The sequence below is a fragment of the Bacillus sp. RSS_NA_20 genome, assembly GCF_020165915.1.
Lineage (GTDB): Bacteria > Bacillota > Bacilli > Bacillales > Bacillaceae > Bacillus > Bacillus altitudinis.
This window is the reverse complement of the sequence record NZ_JAIUKW010000005.1, coordinates 1952899-1977052: the sequence shown is the minus strand read 5'-3', so window position 1 is coordinate 1977052 and position 24154 is coordinate 1952899. Positions and strand designations below refer to the sequence as shown.

Genomic DNA, 24154 nt, shown 5'->3' with positions numbered 1-24154 from the left:
TTTCTATTCATGTCAGCCCCGATACATCTATGAGGTGAAGGATATGGAATTAGTAGAAATTAGACAAGAGCTTGAAAATATGGCTAGCAGGCTAGCTGATTTTAGGGGGTCTCTTTGACCTAGAAACAAAAGAAGTCAAAATCGCAGAGCTTGAAGCGACGATGTCAGAGGCTGATTTTTGGAACGATCAGCAAAAGGCTCAAGGGGTAATCAATGAAGCCAATGCACTAAAGGATTCTGTGAACTCCTATCATGAACTCAGTGAATCGCATGAAGAACTACAAATGACACATGACTTATTAAAGGAAGATTATGACGAGGAGCTTCATGCAGAGCTTGAAAAAGAGCTGAAGAACTTAACAAAACAATTTAACGAGTTTGAATTGCAGCTTCTTTTAAGTGAACCGTATGACAAAAACAATGCCATTCTTGAGCTTCACCCAGGTGCAGGTGGTACTGAATCACAGGACTGGGGCTCTATGCTACTCAGAATGTACACCCGCTGGGCAGAGCGCAGAGGTTTTAAGGTCGAAACACTTGATTATCTTCCAGGGGATGAAGCGGGAATTAAGTCTGTGACATTACTGATTAAAGGACATAACGCGTACGGTTACTTAAAAGCAGAAAAAGGTGTCCATCGTTTAGTCCGTATTTCTCCATTTGATTCATCTGGCCGTAGACACACCTCTTTCGTTTCCTGTGATGTCATGCCAGAATTTAATGAAGAAATTGATATCGATATTCGTACAGAGGATATTAAGGTGGATACGTATCGTGCAAGTGGTGCAGGGGGGCAGCACGTCAATACGACGGACTCTGCGGTTCGTATCACACACATCCCAACAAATGTCGTCGTGACGTGCCAAACGGAAAGATCCCAAATCAAAAACAGAGAACGTGCAATGAAAATGCTGAAATCTAAGCTTTATCAAAAACGGATCGAAGAACAACAGGCGGAATTGGATGAAATCAGAGGAGAACAGAAAGAAATTGGCTGGGGAAGCCAAATTCGCTCGTATGTCTTCCACCCATATTCCCTTGTAAAAGACCATCGTACCAACACGGAGATGGGAAATGTTCAAGCGGTGATGGATGGAGATTTAGATTCCTTTATCGATGCGTATTTACGTTCAAAATTATCATAAAAACTCGGCTTCTTGCCGGGTTTTTTTAATTGTGAGAAAATATAATGAATATAAAGGAATACATATGCCATACTGACTCTATATCCTTTGTATGATGAAATTAGCAATTAAAGGGGGAAATAATTTGGGATTAAAACCATTACAAGAGACGTGGGATTTAGATGCCTTTTTTAAAGGAGGCAGTTCTTCATCAGAATTTATCACATACTTAGAGCATATACAGCAGCTATTAGATGAGTTACGACAAAAGGTAGATGCCTTTTCAAAAGAAGATACACAAATTGAAAAAAAGTTAACAGCTGTCCTTGAAACGTATGAAATCACATATAAAAAATTAGCACAAGCAGGTTCATTTGTATCCTGTCTACAATCTCAAAATACAAAGGATATGAAGGCGGGCAGCCTCCGAGGGTCTATTGCCAAGCTGGAAGCTGAATTAGGAACCATTCTAGCCGGGTTTGATCAATCACTTGCTGCGATTCCCACTAGCCAGTGGGAAGAATTAATGGATTCAGCCGCTTTTTCAGATGTTCGTTACATATTAAATGAACGAAGAGAACATGTGAAAGATCAACTGCCTGTTGAACAGGAAACACTCATTCAAAAGCTAGCAGTAGATGGGTATCATGCGTGGGATGAACTTTATTCTAGCTTGGTGAACAAAATTACCATTCCATTTGAGCAAAATGGTGAAACACAAATGATCTCTGTAGGCCAAGCAGAAAATGCGATGGATGATTCAGACCGTGAAGTGAGAAAAGCCGTGTATCATAATTTAGAACATGCATGGACACAGGATGAACATTTGTTTGCAAGCACACTCAATCATCTCGCTGGTTTTCGTCTACAAGTATATGAAGCCAGAGGATGGGATCATATATTAAAAGAGCCTCTTGATATTTGCCGGATGAAACAAGAGACGCTCGATACAATGTGGTCTGTCATTGATGAACATAAACAGCCATTCATTGAATATTTACAACGTAAAGCTGACATGCTTGGGGTTGATAAACTGAGCTGGTTTGATGTGGGGGCGCCTATTGGAAGTGAGACAAAGACCTATTCTTATCAAGACGCAGCCGCTTTTATTATCAAGCATTTCGCAGGGTTTGGAAAAGAGCTTGCTGCTTTTACTGAAAAAGCTTTTAATGAACGCTGGGTAGAAGCTGAGAATCGCCCAAACAAACGAGTGGGCGGTTTCTGTACGAATTTCCCTGATAGCGGAGAATCACGTATTTTTATGACCTTCTCAGGGACTCCATCCAATGTAGCGACACTAGCACATGAGCTTGGTCATTCGTTCCATCAGGAAGTCATGCAGGATGTTCGGATGTTGAATCGTAAATATGCGATGAATGTAGCTGAAACTGCGTCGACATTCGCTGAAATGATTGTGGCAGATGCTTCATTAAAAGAGGCGGCCAATGAAGAAGAGCGTCTCAGTTTGCTAGAGGATAAGCTGCAGCGCAGTGTGGCATTCTTTATGAATATTCAATCACGCTTCTTATTTGAACAACGTTTTTATGAAGAGCGCAAACAAGGAGAAGTGCCAGCTGACCGCTTGAATGAGTTGATGGTAGAAGCACAGAAGGAAGCCTTTGGCGACTCTTTAGATGAATACCATCCGCATTTCTGGGCGTCTAAACTGCATTTCCATATTACAGGTGTTCCGTTTTATAACTTCCCTTACACCTTCGGGTACATGTTCTCGCTAGGTATTTACGCGAAAGCATTGCAGGCTGGGGCATCATTTGAAGAGAAATATATTGCGCTATTAAAAGATACAGCGTCAATGACTGTAGAAGATTTGGCATATAAGCACCTAGGTGTCGACCTTACTCAAAAAGCATTTTGGGAAGAGGCCATTTCACTGGCTGTGGCAGATGCTGAAGAGTTTTTAGAAGCGACGAAGGCATAAAAAATGAAAAGCTCCCATTATGGGAGCTTCAGCGTGTAGACAAACCCTCGCATTCGTTGTCAGTCCTGCGCTTCGGTGCTCACGAATGTCAAATTCGCTCCGCGCCGATGCTCGTCCTTCCTAGACTGCAAAGGTTTTCTATCACGCTGAAAAGAAGACAAAGGGCTAAAATCAAGTTCATTTTAGCCCTTTGTCAACAATCTTGCAGCTCCCATTACGGGAGCTTTTTTGCTGGTTTTACCCATTCCAGCATCGTCTGAACGATGTCTTTTTGTTGCGTGAGGACTGGAATGTCTGCAGGCTGATCCCCTTTTTGTTTGCCATACATGCCAAATTGAGCATGATTACCACCTTTTATCTCATGATACACCGTTTGAGAAGGCAGCTGCTTTTTCGATTTTTTGATTTTTTCTCGTGTTGCGAGACCATCTTTTTCGCCTGAAATAGATAATACTTGCAAGGAAGCCTGTTTCAAATCATCTGATGCAGGATAGGAGGCAAGGAAAAAGAGGCCGTCCAGCTTGCTTTGATTTTTCTCTGCATACATAGCGGCAGCTGTCCCGCCTAGCGAATGTCCGCCAATGTACCAATGCTTGATGGCCGGATGACTTTTGAGGATCTCCTCTGCCTTCTTCGTATTAAAAATCGCGAAGGAAAATGGCATGTCTGGGATAAAGACCGAATAGCCTTTCTTCATCAGCGCATTCCCAAGATAGGCATACGCAAGAGGTTCAACTTTTGCCCCAGGATAGAGAATGATGCCAGTATCGCTTTTCGATGCTTCAAATGAATATACCCCGTTTTTATGATCGACTTGCTCAATCTTCATCTGCTTTTTTAACGCTTCCGATGGTCCATATGTAAAGCGGCTCCATGTATAGAAAGCACCAAAAGCTAAGATGATGAGTGCAAGTAATGTAATACCGGTGATCTTCAGTATTTTCTTCATCGTATGTCCCTTCTTTCTCATGTACATATTAAATATACCATCATTCACTCTTCTGCCAAACGGCAAGTACGCTGATCCGGCTGTGTGATAAAGTATTAATCCATTAGCACTGCATTTGGCTGTTATTTACAATCTGAATGAGAGGGCTTAAAATAGGTGTGCATTCAGAAGTAACGGAGGAAGAAAGACATGAAGCAGGAACATTCTCAACTTTGGATTGAAGTGAAAAATTATGTACTTATTTTAATAGGATCAGCCATCGTGGCGGTTGGCTTTAATACGTTATTATTACCAAATCAGATTGCTGCTGGCGGTGTGAGTGGAATCAGTACCATTATGCAGTCATTCGGTTTTGAAGCTGCATATGTACAATGGGGTCTCAATATTCCGCTCTTTATCGCAGGCTTTTATTTATTAGGTGGAACATTTGGGATAAAAACGCTCGTTGGTTCTGTCTTTTTACCTTTAATGGTGTTCTTAACAAGACACATTGCTCCTGTCACCCATGAAGCACTGCTCGCCGCAATATTTGGCGGTGTAGTGATTGGGATCGGAATTGGGCTCGTTTTCCTCGGCAATGGTTCAACGGGAGGAACGGCACTTGCGGCCAAAATCATCAATAAATATACAGGGCTGACGTTAGGTACTTGTTTAGCGATGATGGACGGTTTGATTGTTTTGGCGGCCATGACTGTTTTTGGGATTGAAGAAGGACTGTACGCTGTGATCGGAGTGTTCATTTCTAGTAAGACGATTGATGTGGTTCAGGCAGGCTTTAGTCACTCGAAGATGGCCATGATTATTACGGGTCATGAGGATGAGGTCAGACAGGCGGTGTTTGATCAAATTGATCGTGGTGTAACGAAGATTTCAGCAGTAGGTGGGTACACCGACCATGACCGGCCTATTTTAATGTGTGTGGTAGGGCAGTCACAATTCACAAAGTTGAAACAAGTGGTAAAAGCGATCGATGCATCAGCGTTTGTCATCGTCATGGATGCAAAAGAGGTGCTTGGTGAGGGTTTTAAAAGGGCGTAAACAAGGATATAATAACGTTGACCAAATGATTGTAAGGGAGGGAAATACATGAAAAAGAGCGGATTAACGCTTCTTTTTGTCGCTATGCTTTTTGTACTTGCGGCCTGTGGAGGAAATTCAAGCAGCAGTGACAAAGAAGGCAGTAAAAGTGCTTCAAATGTGAGTAGTGGTGAAGAGATTTATCAGCAAAACTGTATTGGCTGTCATGGAAAAGACTTATCTGGCGGAGGCGGCCCAAGCCTGAAAGAAGTCGGGAAGAAATATAATGAAAGCCAAATTGCAGATATTGCCCAGAACGGTAAAGGATCTATGCCAAGTGGAATGGTAGATGAAAAACAAGCAAAAGAAGTCGCCAAGTGGCTTGCAGAGAAAAAATAAAACCTTTGTCTAATCGACAAGGTTTTTTTATTTTCTATTTGTAGAAAAAGACTTTTGGATAGTATGAAAGCGTATTATATTAAATTTTATTTAAAAAATAAGGGTAAAAAGACACGTTTTTCGGTTTTGGTTGCTCTATTTACCTTTTATTTATAAGTTTTGAAATATAAATGTAATACCATTGCGTCGATTCATGACGTATAATTGGAGTTGTTGAAATTTAGACCATTCAATTTTTTCATCTTTTTGGATGAAAAGGACATAAATTGCTTGTGCGTATCGAAGGGTATGTGCGTGACCATACATAACGTTTTTTGACGAGAAGTGTCAGAACATCATGATAAGCTGTTTGACAGCGAATAAGAAAAGATTAGGTGATTACATGATTGAAATGAAGGAAGTCTATAAGATCTATCCTAATGGTGTAAAGGCGATCAATGGAATCAATGTCTCTATCCATCCAGGAGAGTTCGTGTATGTTGTTGGTCCCAGTGGCGCTGGTAAATCCACGTTCATTAAAATGATGTATCGTGAAGAGAAGCCAACCAAAGGGAAAATCTTAATTAATAACAAAGATTTAGGCTCGATGAAGGAAAAAGAAATTCCTTATGTGAGAAGAGAAATTGGCGTAGTATTCCAAGATTTCAAACTGCTTCCAAGTCTTACGGTCTTTGAGAACGTGGCATTTGCTCTTGAAGTCATTGGTGAACAGCCAAGTATTATTAAGAAAAAAGTGCTTGAAGTACTTGATTTGGTGCAATTAAAGCACAAAGCTCGTCAATTTCCAGATCAGCTTTCCGGCGGTGAACAGCAGCGTGTATCGATCGCTCGTTCGATCGTCAATCATCCTGAGGTTGTCATTGCAGACGAACCGACAGGAAACCTTGATCCAGATACTTCATGGGAAATCATGAAGACACTCGAAGAGATTAATAACCGCGGAACAACAGTCGTCATGGCGACACACAACAAAGAGATTGTAAACAGCATGAAGAAACGCGTCATCGCAATCGAAGATGGAATGATTGTGCGTGACGAAGCAAGAGGGGAGTACGGAATTTATGATTAAAACTCTCTCGCGGCATTTACGTGAGAGCTTCCGTTCACTTGGAAGAAACACGTGGATGACATTTGCATCAATTAGTGCGGTCACTGTCACATTGATTTTAGTTGGGGTTTTTCTTGTTATTATGCTCAACTTGAATAACATGGCATCGAACGCTGAGAAAGAAGTAGAAGTAAAAGTTCTCATCGATTTAACTGCGAATCAAAAGCAGCAGGATGAATTAAAAGCAGAAATTGAGAAAATTCCTGAAATCAGTGATGTGAAATACTCATCCAAGGATGATGAACTAAAAGCACTGATTAAAAGCTTTGGTGAAAATGGACAATCAATGGGATTGGTTGATCAAGAAAATCCATTGAATGATGCGTTTATTGTGAAAACAACAGATCCCCACGATACACCAAAAGTAGCGAAGAAATTAGAAAACCTAAAAGGGACGTATAAAGTCACTTATGGAAAAGAAGAGGTCAGCCGACTCTTTAATGTTGTCGGAGTGGCGCGTAATGTCGGCATCGCACTTATTATTGGGCTTTTATTTACAGCGATGTTCTTGATTTCCAATACGATCAAGATTACGATTTTTGCTAGACGTAAAGAAATTGAGATTATGAAACTAGTAGGTGCAACGAACTGGTTTATCCGCTGGCCGTTCTTCATCGAAGGATTACTACTTGGTGTATTTGGCTCGATTATACCAATCGCTGTATTGCTTGGCACGTATCAATATGCTGTCGGCTGGGTGGCACCAAGGGTACAAGGTTCATTTATTTCAATGCTTCCATACAATCCGTTTGTCTATCAAGTATCACTGATCCTTCTATTGATCGGTGCCATTATCGGTGTGTGGGGAAGTTTAACGTCCATCCGTAAATTCTTGAAAGTATAAATCTATTTATATTGATGGCAGCACTCGAAGATTCTATAGAAGATGTGACCGGTTGATCCAATTCATCCGGTCGACTCTTTATGCAGGCAGTTGTCATGGGAGGGGAATATCGTTTTGAAAAGAAAGCTGATGATGGCTGGAATGGCAGCGTTTATTGGAACAACGTGGCTATACATTCCAGGGAACGAAAATCGTGCATTCGCATACGAAGACCTAGATCAAAAACGTCAACAAATTGAAGAGAAAACATCGAAGACTGAATCAATCTTGAAGAAAAAGAAATCAGAACTGGCAAAGCTTGAAAAGAAAGAATCAAAGCTAAAGCAAGAAATTGAAAAAATTGACCAAAAAGTAAGTGCCGCAACTGAAAAAGTCGCTGAAAAAGAAAAAGAGGTCAAACAGACGAAACAAGAGATCAAAAAACTAAAAAAAGAGATTGAAGTCATCAACGAGCGAATTGAAAAGAGGAAAGCGATTTTCAAAGATCGAATTCGTTCTATGCAAAAAAGTGGCGGTACAATCAACTATTTAGATGTGCTGCTAGGTGCTCGTAGCTTTAGTGATTTTGTCAGTCGTGTGGGAGCTGTCACAACCATTGTCGAAGCAGATAAAGACATGATTACAGAACACGAAAATGATTTGGAGCTAGTAGAGCAAAAAGAAGCAGAGCTAAATAAACAGCTAAGTGGACTTGAAACATCTTTGAAAGAGCTTGAAACGTTGAAAAAGGACCTATCTAAACAGCAAAAAGAAAAAGGAAAAGTCCTTGGTCATGTAACGGAAGAAAAAGAACATGCACATGATGAACTAGGAAAGCTTGAAAATGAACAAGAAATTTTAGCGAATCAAAAAGCGGCGGTAAAGTCTGAAGAGGCACGTCGTCAAAAAGAAGAAGCGAAGAAAGCAGAACAAGCAGTTGCTGAAAAAAGTGCACCTGCACCAAGTGGAGGATCTGATCAAGTGTCAGATACACCAGCAAGTAGCTCAGGTTTCATTAAACCAGCTGCAGGCCGTTTCTCATCAGGCTTTGGCGGACGTTCTGGCGGACAGCATTACGGATTAGATATCGCTGCAAAAGGCACTGTATCTGTCGTTGCAGCCGCATCTGGAACAGTCACGAACTCAAGCTACTCGTCGAGTTATGGGAACGTGGTGTTCATTACACATAACATCAATGGCCAAACGTATCAAACGGTATACGCTCATCTTTCAACAAGAAGTGTGTCAACAGGTCAAAGAGTCGAGCAAGGTCAATTCCTTGGATATATGGGCAACACAGGTCAGTCTTATGGCCAGCATCTTCATTTTGAAATTCATAAAGGATTATGGAATGGCGCGAAATCAAATGCAGTCAATCCAGCGCAATATATCCGCTAACAAAAAGCCGATAACAGCATGTTATCGGCTTTTTTCATGTAGATGAAATTAAAATAACAGCAGTAATCCGGCAATAATAGGTGTTAAAAGCACAGCGGATTTTAAGAGAGGTTTCGGCGCAAGGCGTGTAAATTTTGCCCCAATAAAAGCCCCTAATACGGTACCGATTAAGATCTGAACGAGCAGGATAAAGTCAACATAGCCTTCTGAAATATAACCAATCCCACCGCCAATAGAGATTGGAATAATCACTAGCATCGTTGTGCCAACAGCTTGTCTAATAGACAGCTTCAGCAAAATCAAAAGCCCCACTTGAATAAATGGTGCTGATCCGATACCGAACATCCCTGAAAGCATCCCTGATACAAGGCCTAATATAATGCCCCTGATCAGCAATTGGCGTGAAGAAAGCGGCTGCTGCTCAGCATCTTCTTTTAGGACAAACAATTTGATCATCATAAAAACAGCAGATAAAAAGAGCATACCAGCTGTTAAATAGTGCAGGCTATCCTCTGGAATAAAAGGAGCCACTTTTGCTCCGGCAAATGAAGCAATACAAGCTAGTGCACCGACAATCAAACCTGATTTGAGCTGAATATTTCCTTCTCGGTAGTGGCTGTATGCACCAGATAAAGTCGTAAATGCCATAGCAGCTAAAGATGTACCAAGTGCAGTATGGATTGGTACATCAAAGATTAACGTCAGCAATGCGATGACAAAACCAGCCCCGCCAGCTCCTACAAACCCTAGTAAAATTCCTAATAAAAGCATAGTCAATATAATATACATAGCGATGACTCCTTCTCGATCGTAACAAAATAAAAATTACACCTAATGAAATGATTAGTCAAGCCTCCCTAGGAGAATGTCTTTACATGAAATCCCTTCTTCTGGCATATAATAACTCAGGTCATCAGGAAGAGTTGAAGAAGGAGGCCAAATATGAAAAAACAAATCGCATCCATCATGGCAAGTGTCATTCTCATCATCAGTGCAGGGGTTATGACGCATAAAGAGGCGACTCAAGCGGAGTCACCGAAAGCGGCTGCAGTGGCTGGACAAGCTCAATCAAGTGATCGAGCGAAGGAAAACGGAATGGAGAAAATTGAGAAAGCCTATGACCTCATTTCGAATGAATATGTAGAGGAAGTGGATCGTCAAAAGCTGCTTGAAGGTGCCATACAAGGAATGCTTTCAACCTTAAATGATCCGTATTCAGTATACATGGACAAGCAAACCGCAAAGCAATTTTCGGATTCACTTGATTCCTCATTTGAAGGAATTGGGGCAGAAGTTGGAATGGATGAAGGAAAGATTATCATTGTCTCTGCCTTTAAAAAATCCCCTGCGGCAAAGGCGGGTCTGAAACCGAAAGATGAAATCATCAGCATTGACGGTGAGTCGATGAAAGAAAAAAGCCTAAACGATGCTGTACTGAAAATAAGAGGAAAAAAAGGAACGTCTGTCGCCTTGAAAATCAGACGAAATGGAATTGAAAAAGAGCTAACATTCCATATCAAACGAGAAGAAATCCCGCTTGAAACCGTAACGGCTTCAATGAAAGAGGTCAATGGTCATAAAACAGGCTATATCGCGATCTCTAGCTTCTCTGAAGATACGGCGAAGGATTTCACGGCAAGCTTGAATAAGCTCGAGAAAAAGGGCATGGAAGGCCTTGTGCTGGACGTGAGAGGAAATCCTGGCGGCTATCTACAAAGTGTGGAAGATATTTTGAAACATTTTATCACAAAGGATCAGCCATATATTCAAATTGCAGAACGGAATGGCGATCGAAAACGATATTTTTCAAAACGAAAAGAACAAAAACCATACCCGGTCAATGTCTTAATTGATAAAGGAAGTGCATCCGCTTCTGAAATTCTGGCTGGTGCTTTGAAAGAAGCAGGGAAGTATGAAGTGGTAGGTGACGTTTCCTTTGGTAAAGGAACTGTGCAGCAGGCGGTACCAATGGGAGATGGAAGTAACATTAAATTAACGCTGTATAAGTGGCTGACACCGAAAGGGAATTGGATTCACAAAAAAGGCGTTGTGCCGACCATTGCGATTCATCAACCAGATTACTTCACCGTTGGCCCGCTCCAGCTGAAAGAACCGCTTCAGCTTGATATGAACAATGAAGAAGTCAGACAAGCACAGACATTGTTAAAAGGGTTATCATTTGACCCTGGCAGAGTAGATGGATATTTTGACGAAGAAACGAAAAAGGCTGTACTCGCATTTCAAAGCACATACAATCTCGATAAATCTGGTGTGATTGATTTAAAGACAGCGAAAATGATGAACAAGATGGTAGATGAAGTGAAATCTTATGAAAAGAATGATCTTCAGCTGCAAACTGCACTAAAAGCACTATATCTCAAAAAATAAAGAGGCGAATAAATGCCTCTTTTTTTTGGTTCATAAGTGTTACGAACATGTAATAATTTATTCTTAAAAATATATTATATCGAGAAATATATTCATTTATTTTACAAAAAACATAACATTCCTTCGAATTTACCCGATAAATATTTATATAAGAGACTTTCTGTTGATTTAAACATGTCATGAAAATGAAACTTTTGAAAGTTGTATGTTACATAAATAATTCTTACAATAAAAAGTAGCACTCATTTTAAATATTTTATTTTTTGCGGATATTCAGCTTAAGCATTGAGCTGTACCGAGGTTTGCGCTTTTCTTAAAAGAACTAGTAAATGGGGGTACACAATTGAAAAGGGCAAGTATTGTGAGAGAGAAAAAATATTACGAGTTGGTAGAGGAGCTTAAGAGTCGTACGAAAGATGTGACGTTTTCGGCTACAAAGGCATTAAGTCTACTCATGCTGTTAAGCAGGTACTTGGTCAATTACACAACGGTAGAATCAGTCGACGAGATCGATGAAGACTGTGCTGAGATATACTTCAATTATTTAATGGATAATCATAAGAGACTTGGTATAAACTTAACCGACATCAAGAGGTCCATGCAGCTTCTCGGCGGCATACTAGATGTAGATGTGAATCACTATTTAAAAGATTTTTCACTGTCGAATGTCACACTTTGGATGAATCAGGAGAAATAAACCTGATGTCAAGCATCGATTTATTTGATAGAATAAGAGAAAATGCTTGACTTGGGCGGTGAACGATAATGAGCTCGGAGTGGATGGGAGCCGGATTAAAAGCGGTCGGTCTGTTTTTAATCCATCCTCTTTTTTATTTTATGGTATTAATCAGCCTATTATATGGCTACATCCGCGTAAAGCGGGAGAGAAAAGCGTTTCAAACAAGAATAGAAGATGTTTACGATGAACTGAAATTTACATATTCAAAGGGATGGGTTCCAGGAATTTGTCTATCGATCATATCTGTAGGCTTAGGGATTTCCCTTCCGCCTGGATTCATCGTGCTGATTGCAGCGATGACCATCGTTTTCTCTTTATTCTTTAAGGCGAGTGCGCTTTCGTCTGCATACACACTCGGTTTCAGTTTTATTGCGGCATTTGGATTGATGTCTGTTCAAGTGAGCCATTCCTGGCTGCCGCAGCTTTCAATGATGAATGCATCAGCCGTTGTGATCCTGTTAGGGCTACTGTTAATGACAGAAGGCATGTTAGCCTATCGAACGGCGCATTTACGTACATCGCCTGCAATGGTGATGAGTGCGAGAGGACTTTTGATCGGTCAGCAGCGAGCAAACCGTCTGTGGCTTCTACCACTTGTTTTGCTGGTGCCGGCAGGTGAATGGACTTCTTCTCTGCCATGGTGGCCTGTGCTTCAAGTGCACGATCAAAGCTTTTCATTTATTGTGATCCCTTACATCATCGGCTTTGGCCAGCGTATTCAAGGATCGCTGCCAATTGTGAGTATTCAAATTACGTCACGCCGTATTATGATGCTCGGTCTAGCTGTAGCTGTAGTAGGTGCGGCAAGTATTTGGTTTGAGCCGATTGCGTGGGGAGCTGTTGTTCTAGCGATTGCAGGAAGAGCTTTTCTATCATGGAAGCAGAGGGCGAATGACAACGCTGCACCATTCTTTTTCTCTAAGCGGAATCAAGGGCTTATGGTGCTTGGTATCATTCCGAATACCCCTGCGGCTGATTTAAAGCTTGAGATCGGAGAAATGATTACAAAGGTCAATGGAATCGAGATCAAAACCGTTTCAGAATTTTATGAAGCACTACAAACCAACCGTGCTCTGACAAAGCTCGAGATCATTGGTCTCAATGGTCAGACAAGATTTGAGAAACGCGCCTCTTACGAAGGGGAGCATCACCAGCTTGGTATACTGTTTGTGAAGGACGATCCTCAGCAAGAGCCAACGGCGATTTCATCTTAAAAAAAGCTGCTAGAGATGGCAGCTTTTTTCTTTTGGGCGCGTTTCTCTCCCATAGGATTCGCCCCATTCACGCATGGCAAAGATAATGGGCTTTAACGTATTTCCAAGAGAAGTCAGTGAATACTCGACACGAGGAGGAACTTCCTCATAGACTTCACGGTGAACAATCCCGTCTTGTTCAAGTTCTCGTAATTGCAACGTCAGGACACGCTGCGAAATTCTTGGCAGAAGCCGGCGTATTTCGTTGTAACGCTTTGGACCGCAAGTCAAATGATAAAGGATGACGCCTTTCCATTTCCCTCCGATGACATTTGTAGTGATAGACACGGGACAGCCATGATTCACAATACTGACTGGATTGGATGGTGCACTCATCTCAACATTCCTTTCTTAAACGAAAATGGTCATAAACGAACATGTTTGTACCTAACGAACAAAAATGTGCGTACTTGAATCAATGGAAGCTTTTCTTTTACCATAGAGATAGGACATCACACATTCGGGTTGTTTGTTTTCCTATCATAACAATTTCTATGAGGGAATGGAAAGAAATTGGATTGTGGGAACACACCTGTTCATTAGAAAGGATGAATAATATGCGAGACAAAGAGCTATTAAAAAAAGAAATCATTGAGGCGTATGAATTCCGTCATGCGACAAAAGAGTTTGACCCAGCGAAAAAGATTCCAGAGGATGATTTTGCATTTATTTTAGAAACAGGAAGACTTTCTCCAAGCTCTGTAGGGTTTGAGCCTTGGAAGTTCCTCGTTGTTCAAAATGAAGCATTCAGAGAAAAATTAAAAGAGTATACATGGGGGGCGCAAAAGCAGCTTCCAACTGCCAGCCATTTTGTGATCATCTTGGCAAGAACAGATGCCCGCTATGATTCAGCATATGCAGAATACATCAACAAGCAAATCAAAGGAATGACAGACGAAACGTTTGAAATGGTCAAGGGGCGCTACAGAGAATTCCAAGAGAACGATCTTCATCTGCTAGAAAATGACCGTACATTATTTGATTGGGCTTCAAAACAAACGTATATTGCCTTAGGTAACATGATGACAGCTGCGGCACAGATCGGCATTGATTCATGCCCAGTTGAAGGATTTAGCTACGATCACATCCATCGTATCTTAGAAGAAGAAGGGTTACTGGAGGATGGTCAATACGACATCTCTGTCATGGCAGCCTTTGGTTATCGTGTCACTGAGCCAAAACGCGGCAAAACACGTCGCCCGATGGATGAAGTAGCTGTTTGGATTCGTTAATCGCTGTTTGTCTGAAAAAGGCTGTTGACAATTGCGTGGTTAGTCAGTATATTTAAAAAATAAAATCTTTGACGAATATACAAATTTGACTATAAACGCTTTGACTTGAGAATAGTAAATGAACATCCGTTTTTTAAGAGAGCTGCGGGTCGGTGCAACGCAGTAAAACGAATCATTGAACTCGCTCAAAGAGCGGTAAGACTGAATGAATAGTAAGTCTTTACGTGTGACCTCCGTTATCGGGTTTTAAGTTGGATTCAGCCATGGCTGAATCAATAAGAGTGGTAACGCGGTTGCAAGGTCAGTCGTCTCTTCCAGGAGATGGCTGGCCTTTTTATATGCTTTTATCTTATATTTGTCTGAAGATTCAAATTTAAAGGAGCTATAGAAAATGGAAAAGGAACATGTGCAGTTAAAACGAACAATGACATCAAGGCATATTATGATGCTTGCGCTTGGCGGTGCCATCGGTGCTGGTCTGTTTAAAGGAAGCAGTTCTGCCATTGATATTGCGGGTCCTGCTGTCATTTTGGCATACATGATTGGTGGTCTTATCTTATTATTTATTATGCAAGGACTTGCCGAAATGACCGTTGCACGACCTGGAGCAAGAACATTCCGTGACTTGATTGAACCTGTGTTAGGAAAATATCCGGCCTATTTCTTAGACTGGATCTATTGGAAAATGTGGGTGCTGAACATTGCAGCAGAAGCGATTGTGTCGGCCATTTTTATTCAGTACTGGTTCCCACAAGTGCCAATCTGGATGCTTGTGTTAATCATTTCACTTGTAGTCACAATCATTAATGTTTGCTCAGTCAAAATGTTTGCTGAGACAGAGTATTGGTTAGCTTCTATTAAAATTGCTGTCATCATCTTATTTATTATCATTGGATTCACCATGCTATTTGTCTCATTCGGCCAGCATGCAGCACCTGGATTGTCTAACTTAACGGATCACGGTGGATTTTTCCCAAATGGTACTGGCGGATTAATTGCAGCAATGCTGGTTGTCGTGTATTCATATGGTGGGACGGAGATGATTGGGGTCACTTTAGCAGAAACAAAAAACCCTGAAAAAGTCATCCCAAAGGCCATTCAAAGTACGTTTGTACGCATCATCGGTTTTTATGTACTACCGTTCTTTATCATTGTCAGCTTAATCCCTTGGAATCAAGTAAACAATGAGCAAGTAAGTCCATTTGTGACAGTGTTTGCAACAATCGGAGTACCGTATGCTAGTGACATCATGAATGGTATTATCTTACTAGCGATTTTGTCTTCTATGAACTCTGGCTTGTATGCTTCATCACGGGTGCTTTATACACAGGCAATGGATGGCCGTGTATGGAAAGGATTCTCCAAGCTGTCAAAACAGCAGGTGCCTGTTCGAGCCATCCTTGTATGTACATCTACCTTGTATGCAGCTGTATTGATTTCTCTTTTTGTAGGAAGTCAAACGTTTAATTACTTGATGGGCTCTTTAAGTTACACAGTTCTATTCATCTGGTTTATCATTGCCGTCGGTCATTTGAAATCTCGAAGCGTCGCACAGCCAGGCGGATATCGCGTGAAGCTGTATCCTTTCACAACGTGGTTTTCCGTTATTGCGATCATGGCCATTTTTGTTGGCGTTGTATTCAATACACCAATTGTTCAAACGCTGGTCACAATGGGCATTTATTTAATCATTACACTTTCTTTCTTTATTAACAGAAAACGGTTTGAAACAGCCGTCTAATTTATTAAAAAGCGTGCAGGACCTTCTGAAGGGTCTCGCACGCTTTTTTTAATACTGTTTATATTGCTTGAAATGGACAGGGGATTGAACGGGATGTGGCTTTGCCTGAAGGCCATAGCTCTCCCTGACGATATAAAGCGGCCGGTCCTTGGCTTCATCGTAGATTCGGCCGATATACTCTCCGATCATGCCTAACATAAAGAGGATGATCCCGCTAAAGAATAGCTGAATGACAATTAATGAACTCCAGCCGGTGATGGTGCTGTTTGTAAAAAGCTTTAAATATAAAACTAGAAACATCGAAATGAAGCCAATAGCTGAAAGGGCAATACCTGCTACGCTGGCTAGCTTTAAAGGTTTGTAAGAAAAAGATGTGATCCCATCCATCGAGAGCTTGAGCATTTTTTTGAGAGGGTACTTTGTTTCTCCTGCCAACCGCTCATCCCGAACATATTCTACCGCAATCTGTTTGAAGCCAACCCAGCTCACTAATCCCCGGACAAATGGGTTTTTCTCGCGTATTTTTTTCATTTCATGACACACTTTACGATCCATCAATCTAAAGTCGCCGGTGTCAATAGGAATATCTACTTCAGTGATTTGACGTAGCACTCGGTAGAAAAGGGAAGCCGTGTACTTTTTGAAAGCTGTTTCGCCTTTTCGTTGCGTGCGGACCGCATATACGACCTCATAGCCTTCCTTCCATTTTTCAATCATGTCTAAAATCAATTCCGGTGGATCTTGTAAATCCGCATCAATCACTACGACAGCTTCTCCCTTTGCATAATCCATTCCCGCTGTAATGGCAATTTGATGCCCAAAGTTACGAGAAAAATCAATAAGTCTCACATGCGGATCAGTCTGGCAGTACCCTTTAATCAGTTCAGCTGTTCGATCCATACTGCCGTCATTGACGAAGAGAAGCTCATATGCTTCTCCCGTCGAATCCATGACGGTCTTGAGGCGCTGATAAGATTCATGGATCACAAGTTCTTCATTATACACTGGGACTACAACAGAGTATTGTATGTTCTTTTCCATCAGTCATCGTTCCTCCCTTTTAATAGATGAATTAATCAACGGATAGTTCATAAAGAGTACCGCTCTCCATTCCGCCCATTCGTCCATTTGACTGATCATTTTGTTCTGATTGTTGGCTGTTTGAGCTGTCTGTTTGCTGGTTCGTTTTGGATGTAGAGCTGTTCTGCCATTTAGAAGCAGATACTTCTTTGCCATTTTTTTGAATCCAAGTGAGAATGTCAGAGCTGCCGCTTCTCATACCAGAAAGATAGAAGTATTTGATTTTGCCGTCTTTAACGAGCTGTTTGAATTCATTAAGCGTGAGAATGTTATCAGATCCACTAAATCCACCTAATGCCATAACAGCTTTTCCTGTTTTAATAATGTAAGGCGAAGCAGTGGTTGCATCTGTTGTCCCGAATAGGAATTCTTCTCCCGTATTGTTTTTTTCCAGATAGCTGATCAGCTTTTCATTGACTTGTGAACTCATGCTGCCACTTGAAGTTGCAAGCTGAGGACCAGCCTCTGGCAGCATACTGTTTCCTCCGTAAAGAAGAGGTGTGCTTGCCCAGTATAGTGGTGCGATCAGCATCCCAAGGATGGCAATGAGAGACATGAATTGTTTTAGTTTTTCTTTCCCTTTTATCAAGAGCAGAGAAAGGATCGTTCCAACACCAATGATACCGACTGCGATGCTTAGTCCAAGTCCGATCGTGCTTGTAAAAGTGGATAGGATAAAGATTTCAAATGCGGTTGTGACGAATATCGTAATTGGAAGCAACCATTTTTTAAAGCCAGTTCCTGTTTGGAACAATTGAGTCATAGAAACCCATCCTGCTCCTGCTAATACAGCAATTGGCGGTGCCAGCATGATTAAATAATAGTGATGGAAGAATCCTGCGACACTGAAAAATGCAGCAACAGGTATAAGCCAAGCTAACCAAAATAGTGTTTCTTTTTGTTTTGTATTGAGACGTCTTCTTTCAAAGGCTGTCGAGAAGAAGATACCAATCGCACCGAAGAGCGCAAATGGAAGCAGCCAGCTGATTTGATCGGACAGTTCAGATTGGAACAGACGTAATGGTCCTTTTGTTCCTGTTCCAAACATGCCAGAACCACTTCCCATTTTTCCGCCCCCACCATTTGGCGGTCCATCACCATTACCGCCTGAAGGCATATCAGGTGGTGTTGAGCCGTTTGCACTGCTTGGTGGTCCTTGCATTGAAGGCTGTTCCTGACTGGATGATTGGTTTGAATTGTCTGAGTTGTTTTGAGTTCCATTCGATGGCGGCTGAGGCATGGTGGATGAATTATTGTCATTTTGCTGATCACCCTGCTGTGAAGGTGGCTGTCCCTCACCCTGATTTGTGCCGCCTCCTCCGCCAGACTGTTGACCAGTCAACCGCTGAAGACCATTGTAACCAAAGGCTAATTCTAGTGCTGAATTCGATTGACTTGATCCCATATAAGGACGATTGTCTTTGGAAGTGAGATCAACCGCTATAGACCATGAAGCAGATACACCTAAAAGAACAATCATCGAAATCATCAGCGATAACAACTTTTTCTTCCATGTCGTTCGATAGGCAATGATGTAAAACAGGACGAGAGCCGGTACAATCATATACGCTTGTAGCATTTTTGTATTAAAACCGACACCGATCATTGCAAAAGAAGCAATCGCCCAAAGCACTTTCTGCTGTTTCACAGCCTTGAACATCATGGCTGTTGCGAGTAAAAGAATAAAGACGAGTAAGCTATCAATGTTATTTGTACGAGATACAGCAACTGCGATTGGTGTACACGCCATAATGAGCGCTGACACTCTTGCAGCAGCCAGGCCAAATGTAGGTTTGACTAGGCGGTAGATTAAATAAACAGATCCAATGCCAGCTAAAGCTTGGGGTAAGATCACACTCCAGCCATGCAGGCCGAAAATTTTGGCACTGATCGTTTGCAGCCAGAAGGCGAGCGGTGGTTTATCCACCGTGACATAACCTGAGGGATCGAACGAAGCAAAGAAGAAATTATGCCAGCTTTGCATCATACTTGTGACCGCCGCTGTATAATAAGCGTTCACCGTATCGTCGTTCCAAATGTTATAAATGTTTAAAATGGCAGATAAAATCAATATGAAAAATAAATAAAGATCAAATTTCTGAAAGCGTCTAATCAAAAGCTTGTCACTCCTTTTTCTTAACTTGAAAAAAGTGTAACAAGCAAATATGAATAAATTGTTAATAAAAAAAGGCCAATTCTTTATTTTTCTGTTGAATAAAAACAGCTCTAGAAAAGAGCTGTTTTGTTTAAGATGTCATCTTATTTTATGAGGAGACAGGAGGAGTTTCAGTGCTCTCTGCACTTGGTAATTGTATAATAGCGGTCGTACCTAGACCTTGTTCAGATTGAAGAACGAACGTGCCACGATGTTTTTTTATAATTTGATAAACAATGGCTAGTCCAAGACCAGAGCCGCCATCTTTTCTTGTGCGGGCTTTATTCACTCGATAAAAACGCTCAGAGACATGAGGGAGATCTCCTTTTGGAATTCCGCTGCCTTCATCTGTAATTCTCAATTCAGCAGTTTGTTGGTGAACGAATAATTCAATCGAAATCGATTTTCCTGAAGGCGTGTAATGGATGGCATTATCCAATAAATTACGAACGACTTGCTCAAGTCGATCGCTATCACCATAAATAATACAATCCTCTTCGAGTTCGCGGTTGAACGAGATTCTCTTTTGACTAGCAATGAATGTCATTTGATCAAGAACATCATGAATAAGCTGCGCAAAGACGATCGGCTCCATCGTTAGTGGGTAAGATTCCCCCTCTAACTGTGCGAGATCAAGAAGGTCATGTACGAGCCGGCTTAATCGTGTGGATTCGTCTTGAATAATCTGCATGCCTTTCTTTTGATCAATAATGCCTTCTTCAATTCCTTCGGCATAGCCTTTCATATAACTTAAAGGCGTTCTCAGTTCGTGAGAGACATTAGCAAGGAACTCTCTGCGATGCTGTTCAACTTTTTCTAACGTAGAGGACAGTTTATTAAAGGAACGGCTCAGCTGATTTAGCTCATCCCCTTTTTTGGTCACAGCCATGCGTTTTGAAAAATCACCAGATTCCATTTCCATTGCAATTTCTTTCATTTGATTGATCGTCCTTACGACTTTATTAGAACTTTTATATCCAATGAAGAAAATCAAAAGCAAGATAATTAAAATAGAGATGCCAAGCGTTAATCGAATTTGAACAAACGGTTCATACACATCAGATAAAGGCATAGAGAGGAAAATGGTTCCTGATAAATCATTTTTGTTTGAGAACACAGGGATGGCAATCCCGAGAATATCTTGATGAAACTGGGGGTGTTCTCTAATTAACACAACTGTTTCCCCCTGAAGAAGTTTTTGGCGTTCTTTAAACGTAATGAGGTTATCGTTTGTATTCGTATCGAAAGGGATACCGCTTGAAAGCTCCATAGGATCATCAGTAAAAATAACACTTGCCTGACTTGAGTCATTTGCCCACTTCATTCTGTCAGTAAAATATGTGTCTTTCCCGTGTTTGTGATAGATTTCTGCCAGCTTCTTTCCTTGTAAACTTAAAGAGTCAATCTGTTTATCTATATATAAGTGCTGGTATAAGTAATAAGTCAGGGCAAGAGCTGAGGCAGCAACGATGCCTATAACGGAAAGGATTAAGAAAAGCACTTTCCTTTTAATAGATAATGGCTTCATTTGTCCTCCTCAAACTTATAGCCGACACCCCAAACGGTCTTAATATACCGTTCCGCTTCCTTTAATTTCAGTCTTAGTGTTTTAATATGTGTATCGACTGTTCTTAAAGAGCCACTAGGTGAGTGTGATTCCCACAATTTTTGATAGAGCTGTTCACGGGAAAAGACTTGGTTTTGATTGAGCAGAAGAAACATAAGTAAATCAAATTCTCTTCTTGTTAAATTGATTGGCTCTTGCTTGAGATAGACTTGTCTGCCATCTTGATCGATCTCCAAGTCACCAATCATGATTCGACTGCGCTTTAAAGAAAGACCTCTAATTCGTCTTAATGTCGTTTCAATTCTAGCTGCAAGCTCACGTAGACTAAAAGGCTTCATGATGTAGTCGTCTGCTCCAATTTCCAGCCCCTTAATGCGATCCTCTTCATAACTTCTAGCTGTTAAAAATAAAATGGGGATTTGAGAGGTTTGCCTAATGCGCTGGCAGACTTCGAATCCATCCATATCTGGCATCATAATATCCAATACAACAAGGTCAATGGCCTCTTTTTCAAGCTGATGTAAGGCGCCCGTGCCATTATTTGCAGTTATCACGTGAAAGCCTTGTCTCTGCAAAAAGGATCCGATTAACTCAAGCATATCTAATTCATCATCTACTATTAAAATATTCATCTGTTCTTTCATTTCTTTTCCTCCAACATGATAGCATAAGGTCCTGCTGGGATGTTCAGTCGGTTCTTCAACATAAATGTATGTTTGTCGATGACGGATACTGAATTGTCATCTAAGTTACTGACATATATAGATGAGGAATCAGCAGTGATATAATTCGGATTTTGACCGGTCTCAACAGAGGAAAGCAGTTTGTTTTTCTCGGTATTGACTTTATATAGTGTATGGTCTCCATGACATAATACATATAAAGTAGAAGAGTTTTTTTCTGAAAAAAATGCGACTGGCATAACACCTAGTTTGATTTCTCGCTGTTTTTTACCTGTTTTAGGGTCGTAAGCAAAAATGCTCTTATTTAATGTGCCCGGTTTACCGTGTCCTCCAACCCAAATGGAATGCCCATCAAAATGAATGCCAGATGGCCGTTCTAGGACGGAAATCGTTCGTATCTTTTTTTTCTTTTCAATATCAATGACTGAAACAGAATGACTTTTTGCATTTAAAACAAACAACGTTCCTGAAGAAGACAACGCCATAGAAGAGGGTAATGTCCCGGTCTTCACAGTTGCTTTTATTTTCTTGTGCACTGTATCGATAAAATAAACGACATTTTTCTCTGAATCGGTCACAAGTAAAGTGTTGGTATCCGCATCATACGCAAGTGAAGTCAGACCTTTATTCACATCCATATAGTCCGTTGCTGTTCCTTTTTTAAAATTGATTTCTATAAGAGATTGTCCTTCCTTACTTGATGCAATGATCACGTCTTTGTTGATGTGAACAAGATCAGTGAGAGGGTGTTTTAAATCAACGGAAGAGACAATTTTATTTTTTTGTAAATCAACGATTGAAAAGGAGGCTTTTTTTAGTTGAGAAATGACAGCAATTGATTGAGAGCTGCCAGGGGGCGTAAATTGCTGGTCTTTTCCGCAGCCTGCTAGGAAAAATAGTAGAGCTGACAAGCATATTAAAAAATATTTCACTCGTTTCATCCTTCTGCTCCTTTGGTGCTCTATTTTCAAAAAGCATAACACAAAAATTGTGAAAAAAAATCGAAGTTATGAATGCTGGAAGATATGAAAAGAAGTTTTTAGGTGTGGAAGTAGAGGTAAATGAAAGCTGAAATTTCTTTTTCGTTTATTCATATGACATTTTTTCATGAGTAAAAGATCATTTTCACAGTTTGATCATTGTATTCATAATTGGTTACAGTAACAAATAATCATAGCTCCCCCGCCCTAAATAGAGCGAAGGGAGTCATTAAGCAGAGTGTTCAGATGAATGAGAAGTGGGTTTCGTTTTTAGACGATGAGAGAGGAGGAAACCAAGAATACCTGCGCCCATTAATACGATAAATAAAGATTGAAAACCACTTAATATACCAATTAAAGTAGATGAAATGATACTTCCGAAATATCTAAAGGTAGAAAAAATCCCAGATGCAGAGCCGGATAAACTCTGATCAACAGATGTTAAAGAAGCCATCTGCATGCTAGTCATGCCAATACCTGATGAGATCCCCCCAGCGACTAATGTGATGATAAGGAGTGGTATATTTGGATAGCTACTTAGTGTGATCAGCATAACACCGGATAAAGTAAGACAGAGAAATGAAAATCGAATCATTTTTTTGGCACCTTTTATTGGATGGAGCTTTGCTCCGAGTAATCCACTAATAGACATACAGAGTGAAAAGATCGAAAGGAAAATCCCGCTTTGTGTATGAGGAAGCGCGAGTTTTTGCTCCATAAACAGCGGTATAATGAGAAGAATCGCGTACATCACAAAATTACTAAGCATGATAGAAAGGTTAGCGTTCGTAAAGGTACTGTTTTTAAATAATGTCAAATCAATGATGGGATTTGTAACTTTCCGTACGTGTTTGAAAAATAAAGGAATGGAAATGACCGCTAGAACGCCATAGATCATGTATTCGTTTAATAATTGGCTTTTAGTAAACAAAATGAGTGTGGCGATCCCGATTGTTAAGTATAACGAACCGACGATATCTACATTGGCTTGTAAACGCGTATGTTTCATCTTCGGAATCATAAAAACGCCTGTCACAAGTGTGAGAATCAAAAATGGTATATTCACTAGGAAAATGGAATGCCAGTCAAAGCTCTGAATGAGAATAGAGCCGATAAAAGGTCCAAGTGCGGCACCAATTCCCGCTCCAAAACCGAAAAAACCCATAGTTTTAGAAAGCTTTTCATGTGATACTGTTGCTCGAATTAAAGCAATGCTGTTCGGTGTTAATATAGCTCCGCCTGCCGCTTGAATTGATCGGAAGCTAATAAGAAAAGCAAGATTAGGTGCGAAAGCACATCCAATGGAGCCAATCAAAAAGAGTATCACACCAGCTAAATACATGCTGCGGTGGCCGTATATATCTCCCAGCTTACCCGCAATAGGTTGAGTGACTGCCATGACAATTAGATAAATCGTGACCACCCAAGTAATGTTTGATATGGATTGATCGTAATAAGCTGATATGGATGATAGAGCGACTGCGATCATGGTTGAATTGACTGGAACTAAAATAGCTCCAAGCAACAAAGAATAAATGATCAAGTTCTCTTTTTTAAGATTCAATGTGTTTACCACCTT

General features: G+C 40.8%; 21 protein-coding genes and 1 other annotated feature. Of the genes, 12 read left to right on the top strand and 9 right to left on the bottom strand.

The features are described 5' to 3' along the window. Window positions 1–43: 43 nt before the first annotated feature. Window positions 44–1145, top strand: a protein-coding gene (gene prfB / locus LCD32_RS15855) for a peptide chain release factor 2 (RefSeq protein ID WP_096881918.1) whose coding sequence is annotated in 2 segments (ribosomal slippage) — window positions 44–115 and window positions 117–1145 — 1101 coding nt in all. Because the reading frame shifts where the segments join, the coding sequence is not laid out codon by codon here. A gap of 124 nt (window positions 1146–1269) precedes the next feature. Next, window positions 1270–3063, top strand: coding sequence for a M3 family oligoendopeptidase (locus LCD32_RS15850; protein WP_050826652.1), 1794 nt, complete (start codon window positions 1270–1272; stop codon window positions 3061–3063). Window positions 3064–3277: 214 nt separating this feature from the next. Here LCD32_RS15850 and LCD32_RS15845 read toward each other — a convergent pair whose 3' ends face one another. Beyond that, entirely contained in the window at window positions 3278–4012 is a 735-nt protein-coding gene (locus LCD32_RS15845) for an alpha/beta family hydrolase (protein WP_060781472.1), read from the bottom strand. Between the two features lie 189 nt (window positions 4013–4201). On the opposite strand from LCD32_RS15845, the gene LCD32_RS15840 reads away from it, so the two are divergent. The 5 genes from LCD32_RS15840 to LCD32_RS15820 all read left to right on the top strand — a co-directional run bounded on the left by LCD32_RS15840 (window position 4202) and on the right by LCD32_RS15820 (window position 8757). Then, window positions 4202–5050: a YitT family protein gene (locus LCD32_RS15840; RefSeq protein ID WP_060781471.1), complete on the top strand. Its 849-nt coding sequence runs from the start codon at window positions 4202–4204 to the stop codon at window positions 5048–5050. A 48-nt stretch (window positions 5051–5098) separates the two neighbouring features. Next, window positions 5099–5428, top strand: coding sequence for a cytochrome c551 (cccB, locus tag LCD32_RS15835; RefSeq protein ID WP_007500002.1), 330 nt, complete (start codon window positions 5099–5101; stop codon window positions 5426–5428). 382 nt (window positions 5429–5810) lie between these two features. Then, window positions 5811–6497, top strand: coding sequence for a cell division ATP-binding protein FtsE (ftsE, locus tag LCD32_RS15830; RefSeq protein WP_008348229.1), 687 nt, complete (start codon window positions 5811–5813; stop codon window positions 6495–6497). Continuing rightward, the gene (gene ftsX, locus LCD32_RS15825) at window positions 6490–7380 is read left to right on the top strand and encodes a permease-like cell division protein FtsX (protein WP_024719915.1); all 891 of its coding nucleotides are present in this window, start codon (window positions 6490–6492) and stop codon (window positions 7378–7380) included. The genes ftsE and ftsX overlap by 8 nt, the downstream gene beginning before the upstream one ends. Before the next feature lie 114 nt (window positions 7381–7494). Beyond that, window positions 7495–8757, top strand: coding sequence for a murein hydrolase activator EnvC family protein (locus LCD32_RS15820; RefSeq protein ID WP_224564212.1), 1263 nt, complete (start codon window positions 7495–7497; stop codon window positions 8755–8757). A 48-nt stretch (window positions 8758–8805) separates the two neighbouring features. On the opposite strand, the gene LCD32_RS15815 is transcribed toward LCD32_RS15820, so the two are convergent. Further along, window positions 8806–9546 (bottom strand): sulfite exporter TauE/SafE family protein, encoded by a 741-nt coding sequence (locus tag LCD32_RS15815; protein WP_017368130.1) that lies wholly within the window; start codon window positions 9544–9546, stop codon window positions 8806–8808. Between the two features lie 153 nt (window positions 9547–9699). Here LCD32_RS15815 and LCD32_RS15810 point away from each other — a divergent pair, with 153 nt between their 5' ends. The 3 genes from LCD32_RS15810 (at window position 9700) to LCD32_RS15800 (ending at window position 13098) form a co-directional block, all read left to right on the top strand. Continuing rightward, window positions 9700–11145, top strand: a complete 1446-nt coding sequence (locus tag LCD32_RS15810) for a S41 family peptidase (RefSeq protein WP_213407025.1) — start codon at window positions 9700–9702, stop codon at window positions 11143–11145. A 343-nt stretch (window positions 11146–11488) separates the two neighbouring features. Continuing rightward, window positions 11489–11842: a swarming motility protein SwrAA gene (locus LCD32_RS15805; protein WP_007500014.1), complete on the top strand. Its 354-nt coding sequence runs from the start codon at window positions 11489–11491 to the stop codon at window positions 11840–11842. A gap of 68 nt (window positions 11843–11910) precedes the next feature. After that, window positions 11911–13098 (top strand): PDZ domain-containing protein, encoded by a 1188-nt coding sequence (locus LCD32_RS15800; protein WP_060781468.1) that lies wholly within the window; start codon window positions 11911–11913, stop codon window positions 13096–13098. 9 nt (window positions 13099–13107) lie between these two features. Here the strand turns inward: LCD32_RS15800 and LCD32_RS15795 are convergent, their stop codons facing one another. After that, a complete protein-coding gene (locus LCD32_RS15795) occupies window positions 13108–13473 on the bottom strand; it encodes a winged helix-turn-helix transcriptional regulator (RefSeq protein WP_017357877.1) in 366 nt (121 codons plus the stop codon). A 221-nt stretch (window positions 13474–13694) separates the two neighbouring features. Here LCD32_RS15795 and LCD32_RS15790 point away from each other — a divergent pair, with 221 nt between their 5' ends. Together LCD32_RS15790 and LCD32_RS15785 are read left to right on the top strand one after the other, a co-directional pair. Then, the gene (locus LCD32_RS15790) at window positions 13695–14369 is read left to right on the top strand and encodes an NAD(P)H-dependent oxidoreductase (protein ID WP_045033987.1); all 675 of its coding nucleotides are present in this window, start codon (window positions 13695–13697) and stop codon (window positions 14367–14369) included. Between the two features lie 91 nt (window positions 14370–14460). After that, window positions 14461–14685 (top strand) — a binding site (T-box leader). A gap of 75 nt (window positions 14686–14760) precedes the next feature. Then, the gene (locus tag LCD32_RS15785) at window positions 14761–16110 is read left to right on the top strand and encodes an amino acid permease (protein WP_008348215.1); all 1350 of its coding nucleotides are present in this window, start codon (window positions 14761–14763) and stop codon (window positions 16108–16110) included. Between the two features lie 48 nt (window positions 16111–16158). Here LCD32_RS15785 and LCD32_RS15780 read toward each other — a convergent pair whose 3' ends face one another. The 6 genes from LCD32_RS15780 to LCD32_RS15750 all read right to left on the bottom strand — a co-directional run bounded on the left by LCD32_RS15780 (window position 16159) and on the right by LCD32_RS15750 (window position 24139). After that, entirely contained in the window at window positions 16159–17151 is a 993-nt protein-coding gene (locus LCD32_RS15780; protein ID WP_060781467.1) for a glycosyltransferase family 2 protein, read from the bottom strand. A 31-nt stretch (window positions 17152–17182) separates the two neighbouring features. Beyond that, a complete protein-coding gene (locus LCD32_RS19275) occupies window positions 17183–19306 on the bottom strand; it encodes an ArnT family glycosyltransferase (RefSeq protein WP_213407024.1) in 2124 nt (707 codons plus the stop codon). A gap of 148 nt (window positions 19307–19454) precedes the next feature. Further along, window positions 19455–20873, bottom strand: coding sequence for an ATP-binding protein (locus LCD32_RS15765; protein WP_060781465.1), 1419 nt, complete (start codon window positions 20871–20873; stop codon window positions 19455–19457). Beyond that, a complete protein-coding gene (locus tag LCD32_RS15760) occupies window positions 20870–21556 on the bottom strand; it encodes a response regulator transcription factor (protein ID WP_058213555.1) in 687 nt (228 codons plus the stop codon). Before LCD32_RS15760 ends, LCD32_RS15765 begins: the two co-directional genes overlap by 4 nt. After that, window positions 21553–22536, bottom strand: a complete 984-nt coding sequence (locus LCD32_RS15755) for a YncE family protein (protein WP_060781464.1) — start codon at window positions 22534–22536, stop codon at window positions 21553–21555. Before LCD32_RS15755 ends, LCD32_RS15760 begins: the two co-directional genes overlap by 4 nt. Before the next feature lie 268 nt (window positions 22537–22804). Further along, entirely contained in the window at window positions 22805–24139 is a 1335-nt protein-coding gene (locus LCD32_RS15750; protein ID WP_213407022.1) for an MFS transporter, read from the bottom strand. Window positions 24140–24154 lie beyond the last annotated feature (15 nt).

Bases quoted from the DNA above. Each gene is read 5' to 3' on its own strand.
- LCD32_RS15845 (WP_060781472.1), bottom strand. From the start codon at position 4,012: ATGAAGAAAATACTGAAGATCACCGGTATTACATTACTTGCACTCATC.
- LCD32_RS15840 (WP_060781471.1), top strand. From the start codon at position 4,202: ATGAAGCAGGAACATTCTCAACTTTGGATTGAAGTGAAAAATTATGTA.
- cccB (WP_007500002.1), top strand. From the start codon at position 5,099: ATGAAAAAGAGCGGATTAACGCTTCTTTTTGTCGCTATGCTTTTTGTA.
- ftsE (WP_008348229.1), top strand. From the start codon at position 5,811: ATGATTGAAATGAAGGAAGTCTATAAGATCTATCCTAATGGTGTAAAG.
- ftsX (WP_024719915.1), top strand. From the start codon at position 6,490: ATGATTAAAACTCTCTCGCGGCATTTACGTGAGAGCTTCCGTTCACTT.
- LCD32_RS15815 (WP_017368130.1), bottom strand. From the start codon at position 9,546: ATGTATATTATATTGACTATGCTTTTATTAGGAATTTTACTAGGGTTT.
- LCD32_RS15810 (WP_213407025.1), top strand. From the start codon at position 9,700: ATGAAAAAACAAATCGCATCCATCATGGCAAGTGTCATTCTCATCATC.
- LCD32_RS15800 (WP_060781468.1), top strand. From the start codon at position 11,911: ATGAGCTCGGAGTGGATGGGAGCCGGATTAAAAGCGGTCGGTCTGTTT.
- LCD32_RS15795 (WP_017357877.1), bottom strand. From the start codon at position 13,473: ATGAGTGCACCATCCAATCCAGTCAGTATTGTGAATCATGGCTGTCCC.
- LCD32_RS15790 (WP_045033987.1), top strand. From the start codon at position 13,695: ATGCGAGACAAAGAGCTATTAAAAAAAGAAATCATTGAGGCGTATGAA.
- LCD32_RS15785 (WP_008348215.1), top strand. From the start codon at position 14,761: ATGGAAAAGGAACATGTGCAGTTAAAACGAACAATGACATCAAGGCAT.
- LCD32_RS15780 (WP_060781467.1), bottom strand. From the start codon at position 17,151: ATGGAAAAGAACATACAATACTCTGTTGTAGTCCCAGTGTATAATGAA.
- LCD32_RS15765 (WP_060781465.1), bottom strand. From the start codon at position 20,873: ATGAAGCCATTATCTATTAAAAGGAAAGTGCTTTTCTTAATCCTTTCC.
- LCD32_RS15760 (WP_058213555.1), bottom strand. From the start codon at position 21,556: ATGAAAGAACAGATGAATATTTTAATAGTAGATGATGAATTAGATATG.
- LCD32_RS15755 (WP_060781464.1), bottom strand. From the start codon at position 22,536: ATGAAACGAGTGAAATATTTTTTAATATGCTTGTCAGCTCTACTATTT.